The sequence below is a fragment of the Exiguobacterium sp. s59 genome, from assembly GCF_018617475.1.
GTDB classification, from domain to species: domain Bacteria; phylum Bacillota; class Bacilli; order Exiguobacteriales; family Exiguobacteriaceae; genus Exiguobacterium; species Exiguobacterium aestuarii.
Genome location: NZ_JACSKG010000002.1, coordinates 374,478 through 396,472, shown reverse-complemented (window position 1 = coordinate 396,472; position 21,995 = coordinate 374,478). Strand labels below are relative to the sequence as shown.

General features: G+C 53.0%; 18 protein-coding genes. All 18 read right to left on the bottom strand.

The genetic code is table 11. The features are described 5' to 3' along the window. Positions 1-9 precede the first annotated feature (9 nt). On the bottom strand, positions 10-795 hold the full coding sequence (locus tag KNO91_RS05365; RefSeq protein WP_214816709.1) for a carbohydrate ABC transporter permease: 786 nt from the start codon (positions 793-795) through the stop codon (positions 10-12). Positions 796-807: 12 nt separating this feature from the next. Next, positions 808-1,761, bottom strand: a complete 954-nt coding sequence (locus KNO91_RS05360; protein ID WP_214694278.1) for a carbohydrate ABC transporter permease — start codon at positions 1,759-1,761, stop codon at positions 808-810. A gap of 67 nt (positions 1,762-1,828) precedes the next feature. Beyond that, positions 1,829-3,130, bottom strand: a complete 1,302-nt coding sequence (locus tag KNO91_RS05355) for an ABC transporter substrate-binding protein (protein WP_251126547.1) — start codon at positions 3,128-3,130, stop codon at positions 1,829-1,831. Positions 3,131-3,154: 24 nt separating this feature from the next. Further along, a complete protein-coding gene (locus KNO91_RS05350; protein ID WP_214816707.1) occupies positions 3,155-3,601 on the bottom strand; it encodes a hypothetical protein in 447 nt (148 codons plus the stop codon). A gap of 166 nt (positions 3,602-3,767) precedes the next feature. Further along, a complete protein-coding gene (locus KNO91_RS05345) occupies positions 3,768-4,919 on the bottom strand; it encodes an ROK family transcriptional regulator (protein ID WP_214816705.1) in 1,152 nt (383 codons plus the stop codon). A 152-nt stretch (positions 4,920-5,071) separates the two neighbouring features. Next, positions 5,072-5,752: an N-acetylmannosamine-6-phosphate 2-epimerase gene (locus KNO91_RS05340; RefSeq protein WP_214816702.1), complete on the bottom strand. Its 681-nt coding sequence runs from the start codon at positions 5,750-5,752 to the stop codon at positions 5,072-5,074. Further along, complete coding sequence (locus tag KNO91_RS05335; RefSeq protein ID WP_214816700.1) at positions 5,749-7,257, bottom strand: DUF4127 family protein; 1,509 nt, start codon at positions 7,255-7,257, stop codon at positions 5,749-5,751. The genes KNO91_RS05340 and KNO91_RS05335 overlap by 4 nt, the downstream gene beginning before the upstream one ends. Positions 7,258-7,266: 9 nt before the next feature. Further along, positions 7,267-8,925, bottom strand: a complete 1,659-nt coding sequence (locus KNO91_RS05330; protein WP_214784484.1) for an ROK family protein — start codon at positions 8,923-8,925, stop codon at positions 7,267-7,269. 24 nt (positions 8,926-8,949) lie between these two features. Continuing rightward, the gene (locus KNO91_RS05325) at positions 8,950-11,442 is read right to left on the bottom strand and encodes a glycoside hydrolase family 38 N-terminal domain-containing protein (protein WP_214816697.1); all 2,493 of its coding nucleotides are present in this window, start codon (positions 11,440-11,442) and stop codon (positions 8,950-8,952) included. Continuing rightward, a complete protein-coding gene (locus KNO91_RS05320) occupies positions 11,439-12,782 on the bottom strand; it encodes an FAD-dependent oxidoreductase (RefSeq protein WP_214816694.1) in 1,344 nt (447 codons plus the stop codon). The genes KNO91_RS05325 and KNO91_RS05320 overlap by 4 nt, the downstream gene beginning before the upstream one ends. 21 nt (positions 12,783-12,803) lie before the next feature. After that, on the bottom strand, positions 12,804-13,628 hold the full coding sequence (locus KNO91_RS05315) for a carbohydrate ABC transporter permease (protein ID WP_026825194.1): 825 nt from the start codon (positions 13,626-13,628) through the stop codon (positions 12,804-12,806). A gap of 13 nt (positions 13,629-13,641) precedes the next feature. Then, positions 13,642-14,577: a carbohydrate ABC transporter permease gene (locus KNO91_RS05310; RefSeq protein ID WP_214736631.1), complete on the bottom strand. Its 936-nt coding sequence runs from the start codon at positions 14,575-14,577 to the stop codon at positions 13,642-13,644. Between the two features lie 70 nt (positions 14,578-14,647). Next, complete coding sequence (locus KNO91_RS05305) at positions 14,648-15,970, bottom strand: ABC transporter substrate-binding protein (protein ID WP_214816690.1); 1,323 nt, start codon at positions 15,968-15,970, stop codon at positions 14,648-14,650. A gap of 144 nt (positions 15,971-16,114) precedes the next feature. After that, on the bottom strand, positions 16,115-18,439 hold the full coding sequence (locus KNO91_RS05300; protein ID WP_214816687.1) for a glycoside hydrolase family 10-like protein: 2,325 nt from the start codon (positions 18,437-18,439) through the stop codon (positions 16,115-16,117). Positions 18,440-18,678: 239 nt separating this feature from the next. Then, the gene (locus KNO91_RS05295) at positions 18,679-19,629 is read right to left on the bottom strand and encodes an acetylxylan esterase (protein WP_214816684.1); all 951 of its coding nucleotides are present in this window, start codon (positions 19,627-19,629) and stop codon (positions 18,679-18,681) included. Continuing rightward, positions 19,616-20,500, bottom strand: a complete 885-nt coding sequence (locus KNO91_RS05290; protein ID WP_214816681.1) for an ROK family protein — start codon at positions 20,498-20,500, stop codon at positions 19,616-19,618. Before KNO91_RS05290 ends, KNO91_RS05295 begins: the two co-directional genes overlap by 14 nt. Positions 20,501-20,532: 32 nt before the next feature. After that, on the bottom strand, positions 20,533-21,471 hold the full coding sequence (manA, locus tag KNO91_RS05285) for a mannose-6-phosphate isomerase, class I (RefSeq protein ID WP_214816679.1): 939 nt from the start codon (positions 21,469-21,471) through the stop codon (positions 20,533-20,535). A 62-nt stretch (positions 21,472-21,533) separates the two neighbouring features. Then, a complete protein-coding gene (locus KNO91_RS05280; protein WP_214816677.1) occupies positions 21,534-21,992 on the bottom strand; it encodes a PTS sugar transporter subunit IIA in 459 nt (152 codons plus the stop codon). Positions 21,993-21,995: the final 3 nt, after the last annotated feature.

The following is a 21,995-nucleotide window of genomic DNA, read 5'->3' as shown; positions in this document are numbered from 1 at the left end:
CTCAATCGATTATTTGACCGCTCCCGAAGTCATACCTTTTTGTAAGAAGCGTTGGAAGAAGATATAAAACACCATCGTCGGCAAGCTGATCAAGACGAGCGAGGCGTACAGTTTACCAGGGTCCCCGCCGAGCGCTTCTGTGAAGAAGGTCGGTGCCATCGTCACCGTCTGCTTGGCCGGGTCTGTCATGAACGTGAGGACCATCAAGTACTCGTTCCACGAGTTGAGGAACGCGTAGATCGTCGCTGTCGCGAGCGCCGGCTTGGCGAGCGGCATCATGACTTTATAGAAGATTTGGAACGTCGACGCCCCGTCGATATGCGCCGCTTCCATCAATTCGTTCGGCAGTTCGTCAAAGTAGCTCTTGATGAGCATGAGCCCGAACGGGAGGAAGAAGGCGATTTCGGCACCAATCAATCCCCAATAGCTGTTGAGCCCGTCAAGTGTGCGCAATGTGAAGAAGAGCGGCACGATGAGCGAGGCGACTGGTAGCATCAACCCTGCCAAGACGAGATTGAACAATAGGCGCTTCCCGGCGAACTGAAGTTTCGAGAAGCCGAACGCCGCGAAGGCGAGGAATGAGATGGAAATCAAAATCATGAAGAACGCGACGATGAAGCTGTTCATGACGAACTGTGGGAAGTTCGGGTTTTGAAGCGTCGCAATATAGTTTTCAAAGCCGTTGACACGTAAGCTTTCCTTGAACATGACGAAGATCGGGAACAACCAGAGGATTGCCATGAGTGACAGACCAATGTTCGTGAACCATCTTCCTTTTTTCGTTTGCAGTTCCATAGTTACTCCCCCTTAGTCCATTTTCTTCTGTACACGCATCTGGAAGTACGTGATACCGAGCGCGATCGCAAGCAAGATGATGGCGACGGCACTGGCGTAACCGACCTCTTGATGAAGCATCGATTTCCGGAACAAATACGTCGAGATGACCTCGGTCGAGTTACCCGGTCCTCCTTGCGTCGAGATCCAGACGATATCGAACGTCTTCAGACCACCGATGACCCCGAGAATCGTCAGCGTGAACGTTGTTCCTTTCAAGTTCGGGAAGACGACGCTCCACAGTGTGCGCCAGAAGCCGGCCCCGTCAATATTGGCCGCCTCGAACACTTCCCGTTCGATGGCAAGCATCGCCATGTAGTACATGATCATCGACGAGCCCGTCCACTGGAAGATGTTGATCAAGATGATGGCATAGAGTGCGACATCCTGGTCGCCGAGCCAGTTCTGCTCAAGGGCACCGAGTCCGATCATGCGAAGGAATTCGTTGATGTAACCGAATTGGAAGTCAAAGATTTGTGTGAAAGCCGCCCCGAGGACGACCGGGCTCAAGACGACCGGGAAGAAGAACACCGATTTGAAGAACGTCCGGCCCGCGCCTTTCGTGTGAAGCAAATAGGCCAACACGAGCCCGAGACCCGCCTGAATCGTGACCGTCAAGATCGTGAAGATGCCCGTATTCTTGAGCGCGTTATAAAATTCTGGGTCTTGGAACATCCGTGCGAAGTTCTCGAAGCCGACATACACTTTCTCAAACGAGATCCCATCCCACGAGAAGAGCGAGTGATAGGCGTTATAGAAGATGCCGTAATAGATGAAGGCGATGACGAACAGGACAGTCGGGGCGACGAACGCCCAGCCGATTAAGTTTTGCTTCATCCGCTCCTTCTTCCGGATCGGGTTCGGCGCGCTCGGCGGCACCGACGCGAGCTTCGGCTTGGACTTGTTCAAATCGGTTGCTTGTTGCATAAGGTTCCCTCACTTTCAGATTCAAAAAATCGAGCGCCAGTGAGTCTGGCTACTGGCGCTCGTTCGATTATTTACCTTGGTCCGCAATCGCCTGGATGCGTGCGAGTGCTTCTTTCGCATCTTGTCCGGCAGCGATGTTTTGAAGTTCTTTCCCGAGTGCGTCGTACACTTTCGGGTCACGGATTCCGCGTCCCGCGACAGCATTCTTCACTGTCTCGTTCAAGATTTCGTAAGACTCACGCTCAACGTCGTTCGTGAACTTGTCTTCGTATGCGACTTCGATGTCTTTGACAGCTGGTGCCATCTCAAACTTCTCCATGTAGAGCGCCTGGCCTTCGCCTTGTGTCATATAAGCGATGAAGGCAGCCGCACCTTCTTGTTGTTTCGACTCTTTGTTGACACCGAGTGCCATGTCGATCGATGCGATGACCGGTTGTTCTGTGCCACCTGCGAGGTTAGGCATCGGGACGAAGCCGATCTCGTCTTCGAAGTTGTTCCACTTGTCACGCTTCTCGACCGTCGTCATCGAGTGGGCTTCCCATGAACCGATGATCCACATGGCGGCTTTCTTGTCGAAGAAGTTGTTCATGCCGTCCATGTATGTCGCGAGACCCAATGCCCCTTCTTGGAACACTTTGTCTTCGTATAGTTGTTGCCAAAGTTCAGCTGTCTCGACCATCTCTTTGTCCGTCCACTTCGCGTCGCCTGCGAGTACGTCCTGGATGTAACCTGGTGCGACTTGGTGGCTCAAGACGTTGAAGACGTCGACGCCGACCCATGCATCTTTCGCACCGAGCTGCATCGGAATGACCTTGTCGCCTGACGCGTTGATCTTGTCGATCGCTGCGACCGTCTCGTCATACGTCTTCGGCGGTGTCACGCCGTATTTGTCGAGGAGCGTCTTGTTGTACATGAGGTATGCCTGTCCTGTGAAGCCGACCGGTACCGCATACTGTTCGCCGTCGACCGTCGTCTGTTCGACGCCGAGCTCGATCAATTTTTCTTTCCAGCCTTCGCCGGCCGCTTTGTCCATGTAGTCTTTCGCTGGTACGAGGCGATCCTTATATTGCGGGATCATCGGTTCCTTGAGACCGATGACGTCCGGACCATCTCCCCCGAGCATCGCGACTTGGAGCTGTTGCTCGTAGTCTTCGAGACGCTTGAATTTGACGACGTAGTCGTCTTGCGATTCGTTGAACGCCTTCGCCATTTCTTCCCCGACTTCAGGTTGTGGCGCCCAGCCCCACCATGTGATGACCGGCTTGCCGTCTTCCGTTGTCGCCGCCGCTTGTTCGTCGTCGCCGCACGCAGCGAGTAAAGATGAGAGCATTAAGACAGATGATGCGAGTGCAATCGTCGTTTTTTTCATGTTCATTCTCCTTTGAATGTGTTGTCACGCCACGATACGATGGCATAACTCCCGAATAAGATGGTCTGGCATCGGGCGATCCCCTAGCCGTGTCAACGTGTACGTGATCAGTTCCAAATCGAGCTTCGGTCCGTCTATGTATGGGCCGACGACGTAAAGGTCCGCCCCGAACGGCAATGCGTCCTGTTCTTTCAATCGCCAGAGCAACAGTTCGAACAAGCCGTCCATGTCGTCGAACGACACGTCGCGAGAGAGCGTCGATGCCCGGAACAATCGGATGTCACGCGTCTCCTCGTCATAGAGACGAAAGATGCCGTCGCGTCTAGAGCGCGTGATGATGATGCTCGTCTCCTCGCCTGTGAACGCTTCCATTTCGTTGAAGGCGAAGTCGTGTCGTGCGAACAATCGGGTCGCCCCGTAGCGACCGAAGATCGCGTGGAACTGGTCTTTCAATGGTGTCTCTTTTTGCATCGCTACCCCTCCAAACGTGTCGTTGAGAGTGTCACCCCTTACTTAGTAAATTAAATTTATTATCTAACTACACATAGACTATATCATGCTCTCGTTTATGTTGTAAACGCTTTCTTATGAAGAAATGAAAAATCGCCTTTCTGCAATAGAAAGACGACTCGTTGTTTCATTGGATTTCACCGAACATCTCGTTCGTGATGAGTGCCGCAGCCCCGAGCGCGCCTTGGCTGACGTTCCACGGGACGACACGGATGTCGGTCTGACGGGCATCGAGGGTGAGCGCCGTCTGGGCGACACGCTCTTGGATGTTCGTCACGACGTCCGGTGCATAGTTGAAGAGTGGTCCCCCGAGAAGGATGCGACCCGGATTCAACAGATGGATCATATTGAGCGTGGCGATGCCGATATATTCACCGGCCCGTTCATACAGCTTTCGGACGTCTTGATTCGAGCTTACAGAATCACGGAGGTCGTCGAGCGTCAGGTCATGCGCGAGTTGACGGGCCTCGTTCAAGATGGCACGCTCACCTGCGACCGCCTCTAAACAGCCACGATTCCCGCATGAACAGATTGGTCCGTCGAGCATGATGCGCATATGCCCGATCTCACCGGCGATGTGATGCTCCCCATCGATCAACTCGCCTGCATGGACATACGCTCCCCCAATCCCGTATCCCGCATACACATAAAAGAACTCCTCAATGCCGATCGCTTCCCCAAAATATAGTTCGCCGAGGGCGAGCGTCCGCACGTCGTTCTCGACGAAGACGTGCTGGCCGAGCCGCTTCTCGAGTTCGCGCTTGAGCGGGATGTCGTGCAAGTGAAAACGTGGCGCGAACAAGACGACCCCGTCACCTGCCTCGACCATCCCGTGCACGGAGACGCCGAGTCCGATGACATCGCCTTGCGTGCGTTCGTTCAACGTTATGTAGAGCGCGACGATGGCGTCGATGAACTCCTCGTTCGTATCGAACCGTTCGTCATGCCATGCCTCGTCGAGCAGTTCCCCATGGATGTTCGTGACGACCCCATGCAGCTTTCGCTGTGTCGCATCGATGCCGATGACGAAACGGTCGCTCGCCGCGAGCTCGAGCATGATTGGGCGTCTTCCCCCACTCGAGACACCGAGCTCCCGCTCATTGATCAGTCCTTCTTCTTTCAATTCATTGACGATGTTCGAGATTGTCGGTTTCGTCAAACTCGTCTTCTTGGCAAGTTCGACGCGCGACACCGGCTGATGGAGCCGGATGAGCCGAAGGATGAGCGCCCTATTATAGGACCTCATCCATTTGGAGTTGCGTGGTGTTGTGTTCCCCATGACCATTCCACCTATTCCTGTCATTTTCTTTTAGTATAGCATGTCTGAAATGACCGAAAGCGCTTTTGCTTTTGTTTGATCATATAAAAAAATAGCCTGGGCAATCGACAATATCCTGTCCACCACCCAACCTATTCTTTACATGTTTCAGTTCACATTGAAATCCCTTCCACAAATCGCTTCGCAATCTGTTGCGGTCTTGTGATGGCGCCACCGACAACGACCGCATGTGCTCCGAGTTCAAGGACACGTCGCGCGTGTTCCGGTGTGATCACGTTCCCTTCCGCAATGACTGGAATCGAGACGATCTGCACCATTTCCCTTAAAAATTGAAAATCATTTTCATACACTTTCTTGCCTGCCGTCTCTGCGGTATACCCGTAGAGCGTCGGGGCGACGACATCGAAGCCTAGCTGTTCGGCATGGACCGCATCTTCCAGTGTGGCGCAATCCGCCATGAAGCGTTGATTCGAATATTTCTCTCTTACTAATGGAAAGAATGTCGCAATCGTCGAACCGTCCGGACGCTCCCGATGCGTCGCATCGAGTGCAATCAAATCAACCCCTGCTGATACGAGCGCATCGACTTCTTCCAGCGTCGGTGTGATGTAAACATCCGAACCATCGTATTCCCGTTTGATGATGCCGATAATCGGTAAATCGATGACAGCTTGAATCGCCTGAATATCTTCGATCCCGTTCGCGCGAATCCCACTCGCCCCACCCTCTTTTGCGGCGATAGCCATGCGGGCCATGATGACCGAACCATGGAGCGGTTCATCCGGGAGCGCCTGACAGGACACGATCAACTGGTTCTTTAATTGTTCAATCATTGGGTTGTTCCTCCAAACTCTAATCGGCATTCGAACATACGATTCCAAGGTGCCGATGTGTTGAATGTCCATGCTTCTTTGAAAGAATGACGGATTACATGTCGCGCCACTTCCGTCATCATCTGATCGCGTTCTTGCGAAATCGCTGCGGCATGTAAACCTAGATCGAAATAGTTGGCTCCGTACTCTGGTAACACGGTATCGGTCATCTTCATCCGAACTTTCGCTTGATAGACGAAATCGTCAAGGACGTGATAGAGGACGTTCTCGCGAATCCGCTCTCGTTTCCCGAATTGGGCAAACACACCTTGAGAAAGCGTTGTCCCGAGCGTATTCCCGTTCGTGTTCCAACCTTTATAAGAGTCCAACTGTTCGAGAAGATTCAACGCATCGAGCCACATGATCAACTCTTGATCCCCGCCGTTAGCATAGGCGCTGTCGGCGACAATGACTCGTTTCCCTTGCGTAAGCGCAGATTCAATCTTGGTGACGAATTGACGCATGTGACGAAAACTCGTGTACGTCACATCACGCTCGTCTTGATCCCACGATTCTTGCATCGTACGTCCCGGTACGTTATAAGCCAGAACAAAATCTGCCTCTTCCATCGTCTCCACGAGGTGTAGTCCAATCGCGTCCAGATGTGCATACATGCTTTCGATAAACGGTCGGTCCTCATACATCGGAATCAACGTCGGACCGAGGACACTACTCCATATCGGATACACACGCGGCGCTGTTCCCTGACGGTCCAAAAAGGCCCGAGCGACCATCGTGGCGCCCACTTCGTCCGCTCCCGGATACATATGGACGTTCGTGAAGACACGCCGCTCTTGAATTTGTCGTAATACGTCCGTCTGGTCAATCGACGTATAGCCGTATTCAGCACTATCGTCTTGCGGGATGAACAATCGTTCGATGACCCCTTCCTCAACGAGTTGAATCATCGCCTCGTTGATGGATCGGTTGAAGGCACGTCTCGTCTCGTAGTCCACGACATACTCAGTCGGAATCAACTCATTCAAGTTCGCGAGTTCGTCCTGTTCCTCCATGGTCAACCCGTCCCGTTCGTCCCGGTCTTGCAACCAGGCGCGTCGATAGATCTCCGCACCAAATTGCCCGTAATAGTCAGGTTCTTCGTCATCCGAGCTATACTTCGGTGTGCGCATGATCATCGTCGCGACATAGAGCGGTGCCTTCGTCTCACTCTGAAGTGTCCGGATCCACTCGATGAAGGTATCCCGGTCCGTGTCTGTCATGTGATGAAGGCGTGACGGCAATAGCCCCCCATAGCAAAGCATGTCCGCACTGAGGACGAGCGCGTCGCAGTCGTTGACACTGCGCACCCACTCCCGCATCCCGAATTGGTCGGCTGCTTCTTTTTTGTGTCCATATAAATGATCGGGTGGCGTGAGCAGCGTCACCTCGTCGGTCACCCCGACGATGCGTTGCACCACATCGACATTACATGGTCGTTCATCAATCGGTACATATACGATCTTCATCGTCACACCTCAAATCGTCTCACTGCTCGGCTCTTCCACCCGAACCGTGTGCGTGATGACATCTAATAGATAAAAGAGGGCCACTTCCCGAATGGAGGTCACGTTCGCGTTTTCCGTCGAGGCGACGGTCAAGCGGACGTCGGAGACAGAGAAGAGTGGTGAATCGCTCTGTGTCGATAGACCGACCGTGACGGCACCGATTCGTTTCGCGTGTGTCAATCCGTCGATGACCTCCTCACTGTAGCCATCGCGACTGAGTCCGATGACGAGTGTCTCCGGACGAATCGCCCGTTTCGACAATTGAATCGCTTGGGCGCCAGAGAATCCGTCCGTCATGACGCCAAATTCGAGGAGTTTCGTCTTGATGGCGGGTAAGAGCGGTGACCACTCATCCGTCGCGTATAAGACGACCTGGTTCGTCGATTCAAGCACTTCCTTCAGTCGATTCATCGCTTTTTGGTCGTACAACGACTCGTATTTCTTCATCATCATGAAGTACGCTTCATTGATATCATCGAGCCCATCGATATTCGAGGGACCGTAATAGCGATTGCTGACGGTCGCCTCTTTGGCGAGTAGGCGCAACTTGTTATATGACCCGAATTCGAGCTTTTGACAAAAACGGGTGATCGTCGCTTCCGAGACGTTGATCTGACGAGACATCTCCGTGATCGTCTTGTTCGGAACGGCCTCGAGGTTCTGGATGATAAAGTCTGCGACGAGCTGTTCTCGCTTCGTGAAACGATGATGGTTCGACTCGATGATCGTCGTGATGCTCCGGAGCGGTCGCATCGATTCCTGGAGCAAGAAGTGACGAAGCGCCCCAATCATGCCTGCGTTGTTCAAGTTCCGGGCAATCTCGATTGTCGTCTTCTCTAAGATGGCCGGGATGATGTCGGCAGCCAGTTGCTTCATGATGCGAGGATACAGGTAGTCTTTTTGCGCCGTGATTCCGCCACCGATGATGATTTTTTCTGGGTTCATCATATACGTCACCGTCGCGATCCCTTTTGACAAGTAATAGACGAGGCGGTCGATTTCTTCGATGGCGATCGGATTACCCGCATGCGCCATCTCGAACACGTCTTTCCCGTTCAGTCCCGTCTGTTCCGTTCTCGCCTCGACACGTTCGATGAGGACACGCGTCGACGCCAATTCTTCGAACGCATATCCTTCGATCGGGATGTATCCAATCTCGCCCCCACTGAAGCTATGTCCCGTATGGAGCTTGTTGTCGAGAATGTAACTGCCTCCGATTCCTGTTCCGATTGTCAGACAGAATAAGCTTTTCGCTCCTTTGCCGCTCCCAATCCATGACTCGGCCAGTCCGGCACAGTTCACATCGTTTTCGACCTCGACCGGCAGACTGAACGTCGCCTCTAACGTTTCCTTTAATCGCGTGCCCGTGTAGGCCGGAATCAATTTCGAAGCATAGACGACAATCCCTTCTTTCGAATCGACTTGTCCTGCCGTCGAGATGCAGATGCCTTGTACGTCGTGACGCGTCTGCAAGTCACGGATGAATCCCGTCACCTTCTCTAAGATGTGAGCCCCGCCCTGGTTGGCTTCGGTCATACTCTCGTGCTTTTCGATAAAGATCGCATCTTCCGTCAACACACCGTACTTGATAAACGACCCGCCAATGTCGAGCGCTACGAATTTTCTCATCTTTGTCACCTTCTTCGTTAAAGTCTATTTCTCTTCGCTCGTCACCCGGATCGTCACGATGTCTTTCGGTCGGACCGTGAACGTTTCACCCACTCGTTCGATGACGTCTCCTGTTAACGTTACTCTCTCTAATGTTACCTGTTGTTCGAACGTCATGGTAACCGAAACACGTTCCGTCGTCGGATTGAATAGGCGAATCTCACTTACATTCGGTTCAATTCCTGTCACACTCGAGAAGACGCCACCTGTCATCGTGAACCAATGCTTCGGTGCCGTTGCGCGTGTTTGCTGCACAATCGGTCGTCGACGGAAGCTCGTGATGTGTGTCGCCGACTCGTTCTCTCGGTTCAACACAAGTCCGTATTCGAACGTGTCGGTTCGCAGACATTGTGCACCCGGCACTTCAAATCCTGGTCCAGCCCCGTTTCCTCGCGTGCGCAAATCCCGTCGAGACAGCCAGCCGACCGCTCGGAGCATCGTCAGCTCCACGACGTCTCGGCCGTCATATGTGCTCACTTCGTATTCTTGCAAACCGCGATGGACGAGGGTGTGCGCATTCGCCTGAACGAACGAATAGGTCGGTGCTTGCGCCATGACGCACTCTTCATTTTTCCCGGCATCAAATCGCTTGTCCCGCATCGTTTTCCGTTCGTTCCAATCAAACGCCGTGTCCGCTGTCGTGACTTCGCACGTTCCGACATCAAAGGCGACACGGAGCTTGTGATCTTGCGCTTTGTTATCTACCGTCGTCTTGAAGCGGATGAGCGGGTCGTGTTCATAAAGTGTGACCGTCGTCGTGATCGGCATCGTCACCATCTGTTCGCTTCCTGTTTGACGTGAATCATCCAAAGATGCGGGGACCGTCAACGCATATTCGAGACGCATCGTTTGATGGGCTTGACCACGCTCCACCGTGGCATGGCGTAGCGTCGCTTTCGTCAAACGGTCTTCACGTGGTGGTGAATAGTTATATGTGTCTCCTGCATCGAGACTCGAGTAGAAGACATGCTGTCCTTTATAGCGCGTCCCCGTCTCTACATCGGTGATGGTCAAGCCATCGCCGTCCACTTCAACTTTGACGAACGCATTCTCGACGGCGTCATCTGTTCGGTCGGCCCACGCGACTTCTGCTTCAATCCGTTCAATCTCGCACACATAGGCTCCTGCCCCTTCGACCGGGATCGAAAAGACGACGTCATACTCGACATACTCATCGTAATGCGGCTCTGCCAAGATGTGTCGTAGAAACACTTCCTTCTCTTCCCGGCGCAAGACGTCAACCTCAATCGGTCGCCCGTTCATGCTGAGGCGGATCTGTCCGAGGTCGAGTCGTTTCGGAATGCGAATCGTCGTTTCCACCGGGAGCGTCCGCTCAATCGGGACGGTCGAGATCACCACGAGTTGATCGTTATATCCTTCACCAAAATACGGTGCCGGATAATGCTTGTCGAGTTGCGTCTGTTCGAACTGTCTCATGGCAGCGAGTGCACGTGCCGTACGTGTCTCCATCTCGTCATGGACGGCATCGATGCTACATCCGCAGATGCTGTCGTGTGGTTGGTTTTGTAAAATCAGTTTCCACACATACTCTCGGAATGAATCATTTCGTGTCTCCGTGCCGAGGAAGGCGTTCAAAAATCCAAGTGTGTTGAGCGCCTCATCTTCAATGAGTTGATTGTCCCGCTTCAGATACGTCCGTGTCGAGAGAACACCTGGTAAGATGAAGATTTTCGATGGGTCCCGCTGTTCACCGTGTATCGTGGCGGTCGGACGATGTGTCGAAACCGCGTCCGTGTAATCGGACATGAGTGATTGACGGATCGGCAAATCGATGGCATCGAGCCGATCCTTGATGTCAGGTGCAGTAAACGTATGGTCGGCCCCGTTCATAACGAGGTAATGACCACTTTTCACGAACGGTTCGTTACGTGTCAAATAGTCATCCATCTCTTTTTGAAAGCCCTCGTGCTTTAAGAACGTCTGATAATAGCCTTCGAACAAAGGCAGGACGAACGTCTTGACGTGCGAACCGTTCGGCGCAATCCACGTATTCTCGAATGAATCCGATACGGCGCCACGCCAGAGGATGGCGTGACCGATCCCGAACTGTTCTAGAATCTGTGGCACCTGTCCGATATGTCCGAACGTATCCGGTAAATAGCCGATATCATGTTTCGAACCCAGTTGGCGTGCCATCTTCGTCCCAATCTTCAAGTTTTGAATGAGCGACTCTCCTGCCACTAAAAACTCGTCGGCGAGCAAATACCACGGTCCGACCTCGATTTTGCCTGCCCGGATCCACTCGACGAGCTGTTCATATTCGTCTGCACTGACCACTTCCCGGTAATCGTCGAGCACGATTGTCTGTCCGTCTAAGAAGAAGTTATCGAATTGTCCGGCCTGTAGCCGGTCGACGACGTAGCGTAGCCCTTCCGTCAGTTTGAAGCGGAACGATTCGAACGATTCGTACCATTCCCGGTCCCAATGCGTATGATTCAAGACATGCACTTGTTTCATTGGAGGACCTCCATTCGTTCCCGGATCAACCCACCGTCGAGTTCATTCAATGCCGTTTTCGTTTTCAACGCGAGTGCGACGGCGAGTCCCGTCGCCTCCCCGACATCTCGTAGCGTCGGTTGAATCCGAAGGGAGGCTTGCATCAAGAACGTGCTCGAGATGTGTCGTCCGGCGAAGATGACATTCGTCACTTCGTTCACGATGAGGGCACGGTACGGGATCTCATAATATTCACCCGCCGTATATTTCTTCGGTAACGCCTCGTCCCCTTTGACGCGATGTACATCGACGTACCAGTCACCTTTGGCGATGGCGTCATGGAAACGGGCCCGATTTGCATAGTCCGTCTCGGACAATACATACTTCCCTTGAATCCGATACGATTCACGGATGCCTAGCTGTGTCGCTTCTTTTAATAAGAACGCCGACTCAAATCCTGGTAAATGACGGACCAAGAATCGGCTGAGACGCTGCATCATCTGTCGCCCGATCCGCACCGCTTCAGAGCGAGCGAACGGGTCGGTCGTATCCGTCAATCCAGGGATGTGAGGACAGTTAAAAGAGAAGACCCCTAGTTTGCCCGGTTGTGTGAACCCTTGGAAATATTTCAGGTCGTCATTCGTGAGCTCGCCTGTTGCCAACCCGTCCCGGAATAACCCTTCGAGCACATGCCCTTTCCCGGGGACCATGACGATCTCGAAGAAGTCTGGGTCCTCAATCTGACAGAACGTTTCGCCGAGCCCGAGTACGTAATCTCGGACACGAGCGAGGTCGACACCGCCCATCTCAAAACGGAATGTCATCTGTTGATTATGTCCGTTCTCATCCCCAGAAGACGTCGGGATGTCCGACACACGGGCGACGACGGCGTCCGCCGAAGCATCGATGATCGTCTGCGTCTGAATCGCGACGAGGCCGGCACATGTCTGGACGATCAGATGGGTGATGGTGTCATCGGCTTTTAGCACATCGATGACGACGGCATCGTATAACACCTGACATCCGACTTGTTCCAACAACTCATCTAGCACCGAAGTGAGCGTCTCGACGTTGAACCAGCGACAGTTTGTCGTCCCATCGTCCGTTTTGACGCCACGTTCTTCTAGTCGGTCTAGAATGTGCCGGTTGACGCCCCGAGGCTGGACGTGCGTCGGCATCATCGGAGAGACGAGCGCGTTCGTCTGCGTCCCCCCGAGTGCGATTGTCTTTTCAATGAGAAGTGTATCGATTCCTTCGTTTGCTGCCGTATAGGCCGCCGTCACGCCAGACGTCCCGCCGCCAACGACGACACACCCGACTTCTCGTACTACTTTGATTTCGTGTCCTGCGTAATGAATCATCTCTTCCGCGTCCTTTCTCTCTTAACCTTTCACGGCGCCATCTGTCGCACCGGAGATAAAGTATTTTTGGAGCGCCATGAATAAAATCAATGTCGGAATCGTCGTCAAGATCGAGGCCGCACTAATCAATTTCAAGTTCGAGCCATCGAAGTTTTGTGACAGTTGCGCCAATCCGATCGAGAGGGTGTACATGCTACTCTCCGTCGAGTTGAGGAGTGGCCACAAGTAGTCGCCCCACGTCCCCATGAACGTAAAAATCGCCAACGTGACGAGTGTCGGTTTGACGAGCGGCAACGCCACACGATACCAGACTTGGAAGCGGTTCGCCCCGTCCAAGTAAGCTGACTCTTCAAGCTCTTTCGGGATACGCAAGTACGCTTGACGCATCAAGTAAATCCCAAACGCTGTCGCCACCTGCATCACGACGAGACCGATGTAAGAGTTGCGTAGACCGAGCTCTCCCGCGAGTTGGAAAAGTGGTGCCATGTACAGTTGGAACGGGACCATCATCGTCGCGATGATGAGCGAGAGGACGACACCTCTCCCCCGGAAGTCCATTCGTGCCAGCGGATATGCCGCGAGGCTACAGAAGAGCAAGTTCAACGGGATGGCGATCGCCGTCACGATGAACGTATTCAAAAAGTAGAGACCGAAGTTCGCTTTCGAGAACGAATCGGTGAAGTTCGCGAGTGTCGGGTCTGTCGGATAGACCGTCCCGTAAATGCTTTCCCCTGGCGACTTGAGTGCCATGAACAACGTGATGAGGAACGGTCCAACCGTGATGACCGAAATGAAAATCATCAATAGATACAACATGATTTTTTGTGTCGTTTGTTTACGTTTCATCTTCACTTCTCCTTTATGCCCGTAAATCTTCTTCTCGTGAACTCGTCAATTTCATCTGAAGCAATGAAGCGCCGATTGCGAGAAGGAGCAGGACGACACCAGCGGCGGATGCGATACTGACGTCCAGTGACATGAACTTGTTGTAGATGTACATGACGAGCGTCGTAGTCGCGCCAGCCGGACCGCCACCTGTCGTCAAGGCGATTTCTTCGAACACTTTCATCCCGGCTATGATCGTCATGACCGAGACGAGAGTGACAGATGGTGTGAGCATCGGTACGGTGATACGCCAGAATTTTTGGAAGGCGTTCGCTCCGTCAATCTCGGCAGATTCATAGACGTCTTTCGAGATCGACTGAAGTCCTGCCAAATAGATAATCATGTAGTAGCCCAAGCCTTTCCACACGGTGATCGCGGATACGGCGACGAGAGCGGTCGAGCTTTGGACGAGTAAGTTTGTCGGATTGTCAAACAGGCCGAGCGATACGAAGATCGATGAGACCGGACCACTCTGTGAGTAAAGCATCTTCCACATGAGCGCGGCGACGACCATCGGCGTGACGACCGGCAAGTAATACAAGATCCGGAACGTCGAGACGCCTTTGATGGCCTGATTGACGAGAACTGCTAAAATCATTGGCAAAAAGATATTCAATGGAAGGACGATGATCAAAAATAAAATCGTATTCCATAAGGCAAGCCAGAACGACGTATCTGTAAAAATCTCTTTGAAGTTGGCGAGTCCGACGAACTCTCCAGTCCCCGCAATGATTTTATAGTCCAACAAACTCCAGTGGAACGCCTCGACGATTGGAATGACGAGGAACGTGCCAAGCACAACAATCGATGGGAGTAGGAACAGCCAAGGGGTGAGGAGGTTTTTCTTCTTCCGTCTGACGACCTTCGTTTTCGTGGTCGATACAGGGAGTGCTATATTCTCTTTATTCATCTTCAGGTCTCCTTCCAATAAAACGAGCTGAACCAAAAGAGGGGTCTCCTTTTGATTCAGCTCTCAACGTTTAGAACGTCACGCTCTCTCCAGATTTCTCGAACGCGTCATCCCAAGCTTTCGCAAGTGCTTCTACTGCTTCTTTACCTGACATTTTTCCTTGTAAGTTTTGAACGAATATGTTCTTCGTCGCTTCACGGAGTTCCGCACTGTTCTCTGTCGGTGGGACAAGAACCTCAGCACGTTCGAGTGATTTCGAAGCTTCCATCATACCGAGTGCTTTCGGTGAGTCGCCCGGATTCGTGAAGTAGTCATCCTCGAGTGAAGCTTTCGTAGATGGGAGGACCGTTCCTGCCGTCTTCGCGAATTCGAGCTGATTGTCGGCATTCGTGACAAACTCGGCGAATGCGACCGCTGCCTCTTTATTCTTCGTCTTCGCCGGTACGGCGAAGTTCATGACTGCAACGTTGACCGGTGCGTCTGATGCTTCAAGCGGCTGTCCTGCTTTTGAGACTTCATAAATGTCCGGTGCGCCGCTCTCGACCGGTCCGAGGAATGTGACGCCACCTTCGAGTAATGACGTGTTGCCTGCCATGTAGAGTTCTTGACCTGTCTTGATTGAGCCTTCAGCCGCTTCTTGCGGGATCAATCCTTCGTCATACATTTTTTGCATCGTCTCGAAATAGTTGATGATGTCCGCATTGTCGGCGAACGTCGCTTTTCCATCTTCGACGATTGGTTCACCCGCGATGGAGACCATTTTCTCCATGATGGCGTTCCCGTCATTGATGACCGGATAGAACGCCGGTTTACCCGTCTTGTCCGTCAACATTTTCGACGCTTCGTAAATGCCTTCTGTCGAAGTCGGGACTTCTTTGATGCCCGCCTGTTCGAAGTGGTCCCCGTTGTACCAAGAGACGGTCGTCGTCAAGTACCAAGGAAGGGCGTACAGTTTGTCTTCGAACATACCAGACTTGTATGGACCATCCACATAAGCCGTTTTCGCTTCTTCAGACAACATGTCGTCGAGTTCGAGCAATCCACCTTGTGCCGCGATGTTCGACATATAGTGTGGGTTCAAGTTGACGACGTCTGGGACGTCACTACCCGTCAACGACGTCAATACTTTTTGCTCCATCTCATTTTGTGGCACGTCTTCGATGACGACATCCACATCTGGATGCATCTCTTCAAACTCTTTTTCAATCTCGTCAAAATACGAATCGAATGGCTCCCCTGCGAGTGAGGCCGTCCACATCGTCACCTTCCCCGACAGTTCCCCGTCACTCGATGCCGAACCGCTACCAGACTCTTCATTGCTACAAGCCATCAAGCCGACTGACAAGGCAGCGATCGATGCGCTCGCCGCGAGTTGTTTCGTACGTTTTTTCATCTTTCATTTCCTCCCCGAGATAAAATAGAAAGCGTTTTCACAAATTCATCATATCGCCTTAGAAATCTATTTGCAATACTAAAATCAAAATGAAAATAATTTTCTAAATGAAAACTCGCCCCTTTTCAGAGACGAGTCTAACGGTTAGAACCCTTGACGGTCGATGGCGTATTGTAACCATTGTTTCATGTCAGCCGTTCGTGATTGTAAACGGTCATATAACACCGGCTCGAGTTGCTTGTTTGTTTTCATGACTTCTAACGACTGGTCGATTCGTTGTACGTCCTCTAGGTTGAGAGACTGTTTTCTCGCTGCCTTCTCAAGACGCTGAATCTCTTTGGCGAGAGCACGACCCGCTTTTTTATCCATCGCTCCTTTTGGCATATACAGGCTGTTCATCTCGCGGCGCGTGTCTTTCAACAAGGCTTCGATGGCGAGGAGCGGCTCTTCCCCCGGGTTGACGGCCGTGTCACGCCAAGGACCTTTCCCTAGCGCATCGACGGATGGGGCGCTCGCTTGACCGAATGCGAACATGTTCACACCCGATGTGCCAAACTTCGCCGACAGGACATCGTCCACCGCCGCTCCCTCGTTCAGGTGGTGATAGAACGAGTAGATCCCAGTGAAGTACATCGTTCCTTCCGGCATCAGCTTCTTACTCGCCTGGACCGTCTTTTGAATGCTATTGAAGTCATGTCCGTATGCTTGTGGGATGACGGCATCGATGTCTTCTTTCCAGTCACTGATATACACTTCTTCCGCGCCTGGTTCTGGCGTCGCCGTCAGCATGAACTTCGCATCGTTTTGTTTGGAGACGTCATGTAACTTGTCGACGAATTCGTTCTCTCGTTCGCGCACCCATGCTTGGAACGCCTCCCATTCCAGCGTGTCCTTCTTCAAATCGACCGGGTCGATGCCGCTCACTTGCTCATAGAACGCCCGCGTCGGTTCGCTAAATCCATACGCTTTGTCAAAACCATGATGCGGGAGTCGCATGTAATCGATGTTCAACCCTTTGATGTCGTAAGTCGATTCCATCTCCTCATAGAGCGCGAGCATATAGTCTTGCACTTCAGGCTGCATGATATCTAGCCAATAATAGCGGCTCGACGTGTCCGGCGCCGGCTGTCCGGTCGTATTCGTCCGTTGTACGGCCGCCCATTCCGGATACTGTTTGAACTGAGATGGGACACCGAGGCTCGCTTCCCCGACCATGAATCCATCTGTCCATGCGTGAACCGTCATGCCTCGCTCTTTCGCTTCCGCGATATAGGCGGCGAGAATGTCGGTGCCGTGCTCGCCGAAATCACCGTTTTTGAAGTTCGGGTGCTGGGTGGGAAGTCCATACTGTTCCTGGACCGCACTCGGATAGATCGGGTATCCCCAGAACGTCGTCTCGAGATAGACCGCATTGAACCCGGCCTTTTCCATTCGATCTAAGACGGTCTCGACGCCTGCTAACGTCGATTCTTTCGGACGATGCCACACCGCACGTTGCTCAGCGACACCGGAGTCGATGGAGTAATAATAGGCATCATACGCACGCTGCGTCGCTTGCCTTACCGCATCTAAGGCGATGACCGGGTCTGACTCCCCATCCGCCTGATCTAAATATGTCCGAGCGGAACGGAGCGCCTCGTCCGCCAAGTCGAGCGGGACGTCAATCCATTCCGTACGCGCTTTTGCAATCGACTGTTCAGCCTTCTCGATCGCTTTCTCACTTTGGAACGCATAGCTGTCCACATCCTGTGTGATCGTGACGACCCCGTCCGTCACGTCGACTTTCGCCCCGATGATGCTGTTCCCTGAAAGGAATGCCGAGCTGACACCATGGCCACTGACGACGAATCCGTTATCTGGGATGCTTGAATTCCCGCCCCCAAGCTTCGTCACATAGCCATCCTCGACCGTGATCTCATAGCCATATACGTTCGTCTTCGTCGACTCCCCGAACGCAGGCGTATAGACGATCAACTGGTCCGGGCCGCGGAATCCATCGAACGGTGCCCCGTCCGGGTTCGATGTTCGCGTCGGATCGACGGCGTTCGCCGTGCGTTCTTCTTGTTTGACGACCGGCTCCTCGAGCATGACGCGCTCCCCGACTTCGAGCTGACGCAAGAACGAAGCGACCGCTTCCGTCGTGTCTTTCCCCGTCGACAGGACGAGACCGTTCTCTGGGATCGGACTGTTCCCGCCTCGTTTCTCCGCTACCGTGTACGTATTGATTCCGACTTTCTCTAGCACGACTTCCGTACTCGCCGGGTTCGTCTCCGTGTAGTAGCTGAACTGATCGTTGAAGATGATGAGTTGTTGCTGGTTCGCGAGTTTGTTGATGCCCCCGACACGCATCTCGTCACCCGAGGCATCGATGACTTTCATCACCTCTTCAGCTGCCGCTCCTTGCATCGGTAATAAACTTCCCAACAACGTGAGGCTAAGTGCCGTACCGACTACGTTACGTTTGTTCATCCCATTCACTCCCTCTTCTAATAAGTAACCGCTTACAAAAACAACATAGCATAGAGGGTGATAGGTAAAAATAATCATTTTACTTTTATGGAATTTATTGAAAATAATTTTCATTTATAAAATAGAGCGTTTTGTCTTACGTTCGTTTCTCTGAATGACTAGTTCCTTCGTCCCAATATCTCCATGAAGTCTGACTTATTCATTCAGAATGAAAAAAACTCCGTCAAATGACGGAGTACTCACAGTAACGGGGCGATGAACTTCAGTTTTTCTTCCTCGTGTCGGCTCGAGAGGCCGTGTCCATATTCCGGATAGACACGGAACGCCTTCTCGTCTGAAAGTTCACGGAATAGCGCATACCCCGTCGACGGAGGGCAGACCTCATCTAAAAGACCAATCCCGACCATGACGGGACAGGTGATACGTCTCGCAAAATTGATCCCGTCGACATAACGAAGCGTGTCGTACAATCTCTCTTCCGCCTCGTGAAGAGGATCGTGTACTTTGAAGTAGTGCGAGATTTCTAAGTACGGACCGTCCGTCGCGAGTTCGACCCCTCGCGGCATATCACAAAGGAATGGGATATCAACCAATGCGGCCTTCACTTTCGGATGCAAGGCGCTGACTCCGAGGGTGATGCCACCACCCTGGCTCCCCCCTTCGACGATCGCTGATTTTGCACCCGATAGCATGAGGGCGACATCGAGCGCTCGGACCGCGTCCAGCATGACCCGCGTATAATAATATGTCTCTTTCTTGAAAATCCCTCGCGTCATCCATCCGGCAGCACCACCCAAAGGCATGAGCACGGACTGCTCCGGGTCCATTCCTTGGTCACGTGTCTCGACGAGCAGCACGGCCATTCCTTGTACGACATACTTCATGGCGATATGAGGCTCGTGCGTATTCCAGTTATACCCGTGATAGAGGACGACAACGGGAAGCGAGCGGTCAATCGTTGTCGGTTTGATGAACGTCGCTTTGTGTACGAGCGCCCCATGCGACAAGTAACGGATGTCTTCCATCTCGACGTTTCGGACGTAAGCGGGGATTGGATTCCGTTCGATCTGCATCGGAATCTCTCGTAACGTCTCGAGTTCTCGCTCCCAGAATCGATCAAAGTCGTCCGGCATCGTGACACTCGAGCGGTAAGCCTCTAACTCACTGACCGACACATCAACGCCCGGCATGGACGACATCCCCTTTCTTGATGGCGAGGGCGAGGGCTCCTTTTAATCCGGCGAAATCACCGAGTGTCGGTGGGACGATATACGTCTCCAACTCATTCACATACGGATTTTGAATATAGCCGTTCATCTTCTGTCGAAACGCTTCACGCACTTTCGGGAACAGGTGCGACTGCTTCATGACACCACCGCCGAGAATCATCCGCTCCGGGACGAGAATGAGGGCGATGTTGACGAGCGCCTGTGCCAAATAATCCGCCTCGATGTCCCACACTGGGTCGCTCGGGTCGAGCAAGTGCGCCTTCTTGCCATGTCTCGCCTCGATGGCAGGACCGGATGCCAATCCTTCAAGACAGTCTCCGTGATACGGGCAGACACCGTTCGACATGTCATCGGGGTGACGACGGACCATCATGTGTCCCATCTCCGGATGCCCCATCCCGTGGACGAGTTCCCCGTCAATCACGGCACCCGCTCCGATTCCGGTACCGACCGTCATGTAGAGACAACTTGAGACGTCAGTCGCCCCGCCAAACGCCATCTCCCCGAATGCCGCTCCGTTCACGTCGGTATCGAGCACAATCGGGACTTGAAAGTGTGCCTTCAACACGTCATAAAGTGGGTAGTTCGCCCACTTTATTTTCGGTGTCGTCGTAATGCATCCATACGTTTCACTCGACGGATTCAAGTCGACCGGACCGAACGTGCCGACACCGAGCGCCTCGATTGTTTCTCCTTCAAAGAACTCGAACACGCTTGCCATCGTCTCTTCCGGGTCCGTCGTCGGGATGGACGCGTGACGGATGACGTCCCCTGTCTCCGTCCCGATGCCACAGACGATTTTCGTCCCCCCTAATTCAATCGCTCCAAACATATGTAGCTCCCCTTTCCAGTGTGGTGTCCTACTCACTTCAGATTGCAATCGCTTACAATTAACTCCATGCTACCTGCCACGACACGCGGTTGGTCGCTCACCGTCACGACGAGATGATCGCCCTTCTCGAGCGGGACCCCGTCCAACGCCCCCTCTCCGTTCAACACACTGATGAGACGGAAGCGGTCCAGTGGTCTGAGCACGAATCCGTCTGTGACGTCCATCCGATAGACGTTGAACTCGTCCGTCTCGATCAATGTCTGAACCGTACCGCCCGTCACGTCTTTCGTCGTCGGATGAACGATTGTAGGCATATCCGGTACCGTCGTCACTTCAATCGCTTGTTCCAGATGGAGCTCACGGACATTCCCTTCGTCGTCTGTCCGGTCAAAGTCATATACCCGATACGTCGTGTCTGAAGACTGTTGCGTCTCAAGGATGACGATTCCTTCCCCGATCGCATGGATCGTCCCGCTCGGCACGAAAATGAAGTCGCCCGCCTTCACCGGTTGACGACGTAACAACGTCTCCCACTCACCGTGCGCGATCGCTTCGGCCAACTGTTCTTTCGTCTCCGCCGTATGTCCGAGAATCAATTCCGCGCCTGGCTCAGCCTCGACGACGTACCAACATTCCGTCTTCCCGTATGGCTCTCCTTCTAGACGCATCGCTTCCTCATCGTTCGGGTGGACCTGGACGGACAAGTCGTCCGCCGCATCGAGCAGTTTGACGAGGAGCGGGAAGCTGTCGAGCGTGTACGCGCCAAACAACTCGCGCTTCTCCTCCCACAGTTCAGCAAGCGTATGCCCTGCAAATTGGCCGGAAGTGACGACGCTCATCCCGTTCGGATGGGCCGAGATGCCCCAACACTCGCCGATGTTTCCTTGCGGCAGGTCATACTCGAACGTCGTCTCGAGCTTACGCCCTCCCCAAAGTCGTTCCTGAAAGACTGGTGTGCATGTTAAGATCATGATTCATTCCCCCATTTCTGTGTCTACACCAAGAGGACGCTCTCCGTGAGCGCCCTAAAAGTTTACGCATGTACCGTTTCAAGTTGTGCCATGACATCCTCGACCGTCGTCGCCTCTTGAAGATGACGGCGAAACTCATCATCGATGAGACGCCGGCTCAAGAGGGCGAGCATCCGTAAATGTTCGTCCCCTTCCGCCGCCTCTGGGACCCCAATCATGAAAATCAGCTTGGCCGGTTCCCCGTCGAGACTGTCCCACTCGATGCCGTTCCGTGCTTTTGCGAACGCGATGACAGGACGTTTGACAGCATCCGTTTTTCCATGTGGAATGGCGACTTCAAAGCCGATCCCGGTCGAACTGAGCGCTTCCCGACGCTCCAACGCCTCCAAGTACGACAACCGGTCGTTCAAATAGCCGGCACCTTCCAATTTACGCGTCAACACATCGAACGCTTCTTCCCGTGAAGTGACATCCAAATCCAGTTCGATCAGTGACGTTTCCATGTAATCCATTAGTTTCATCTC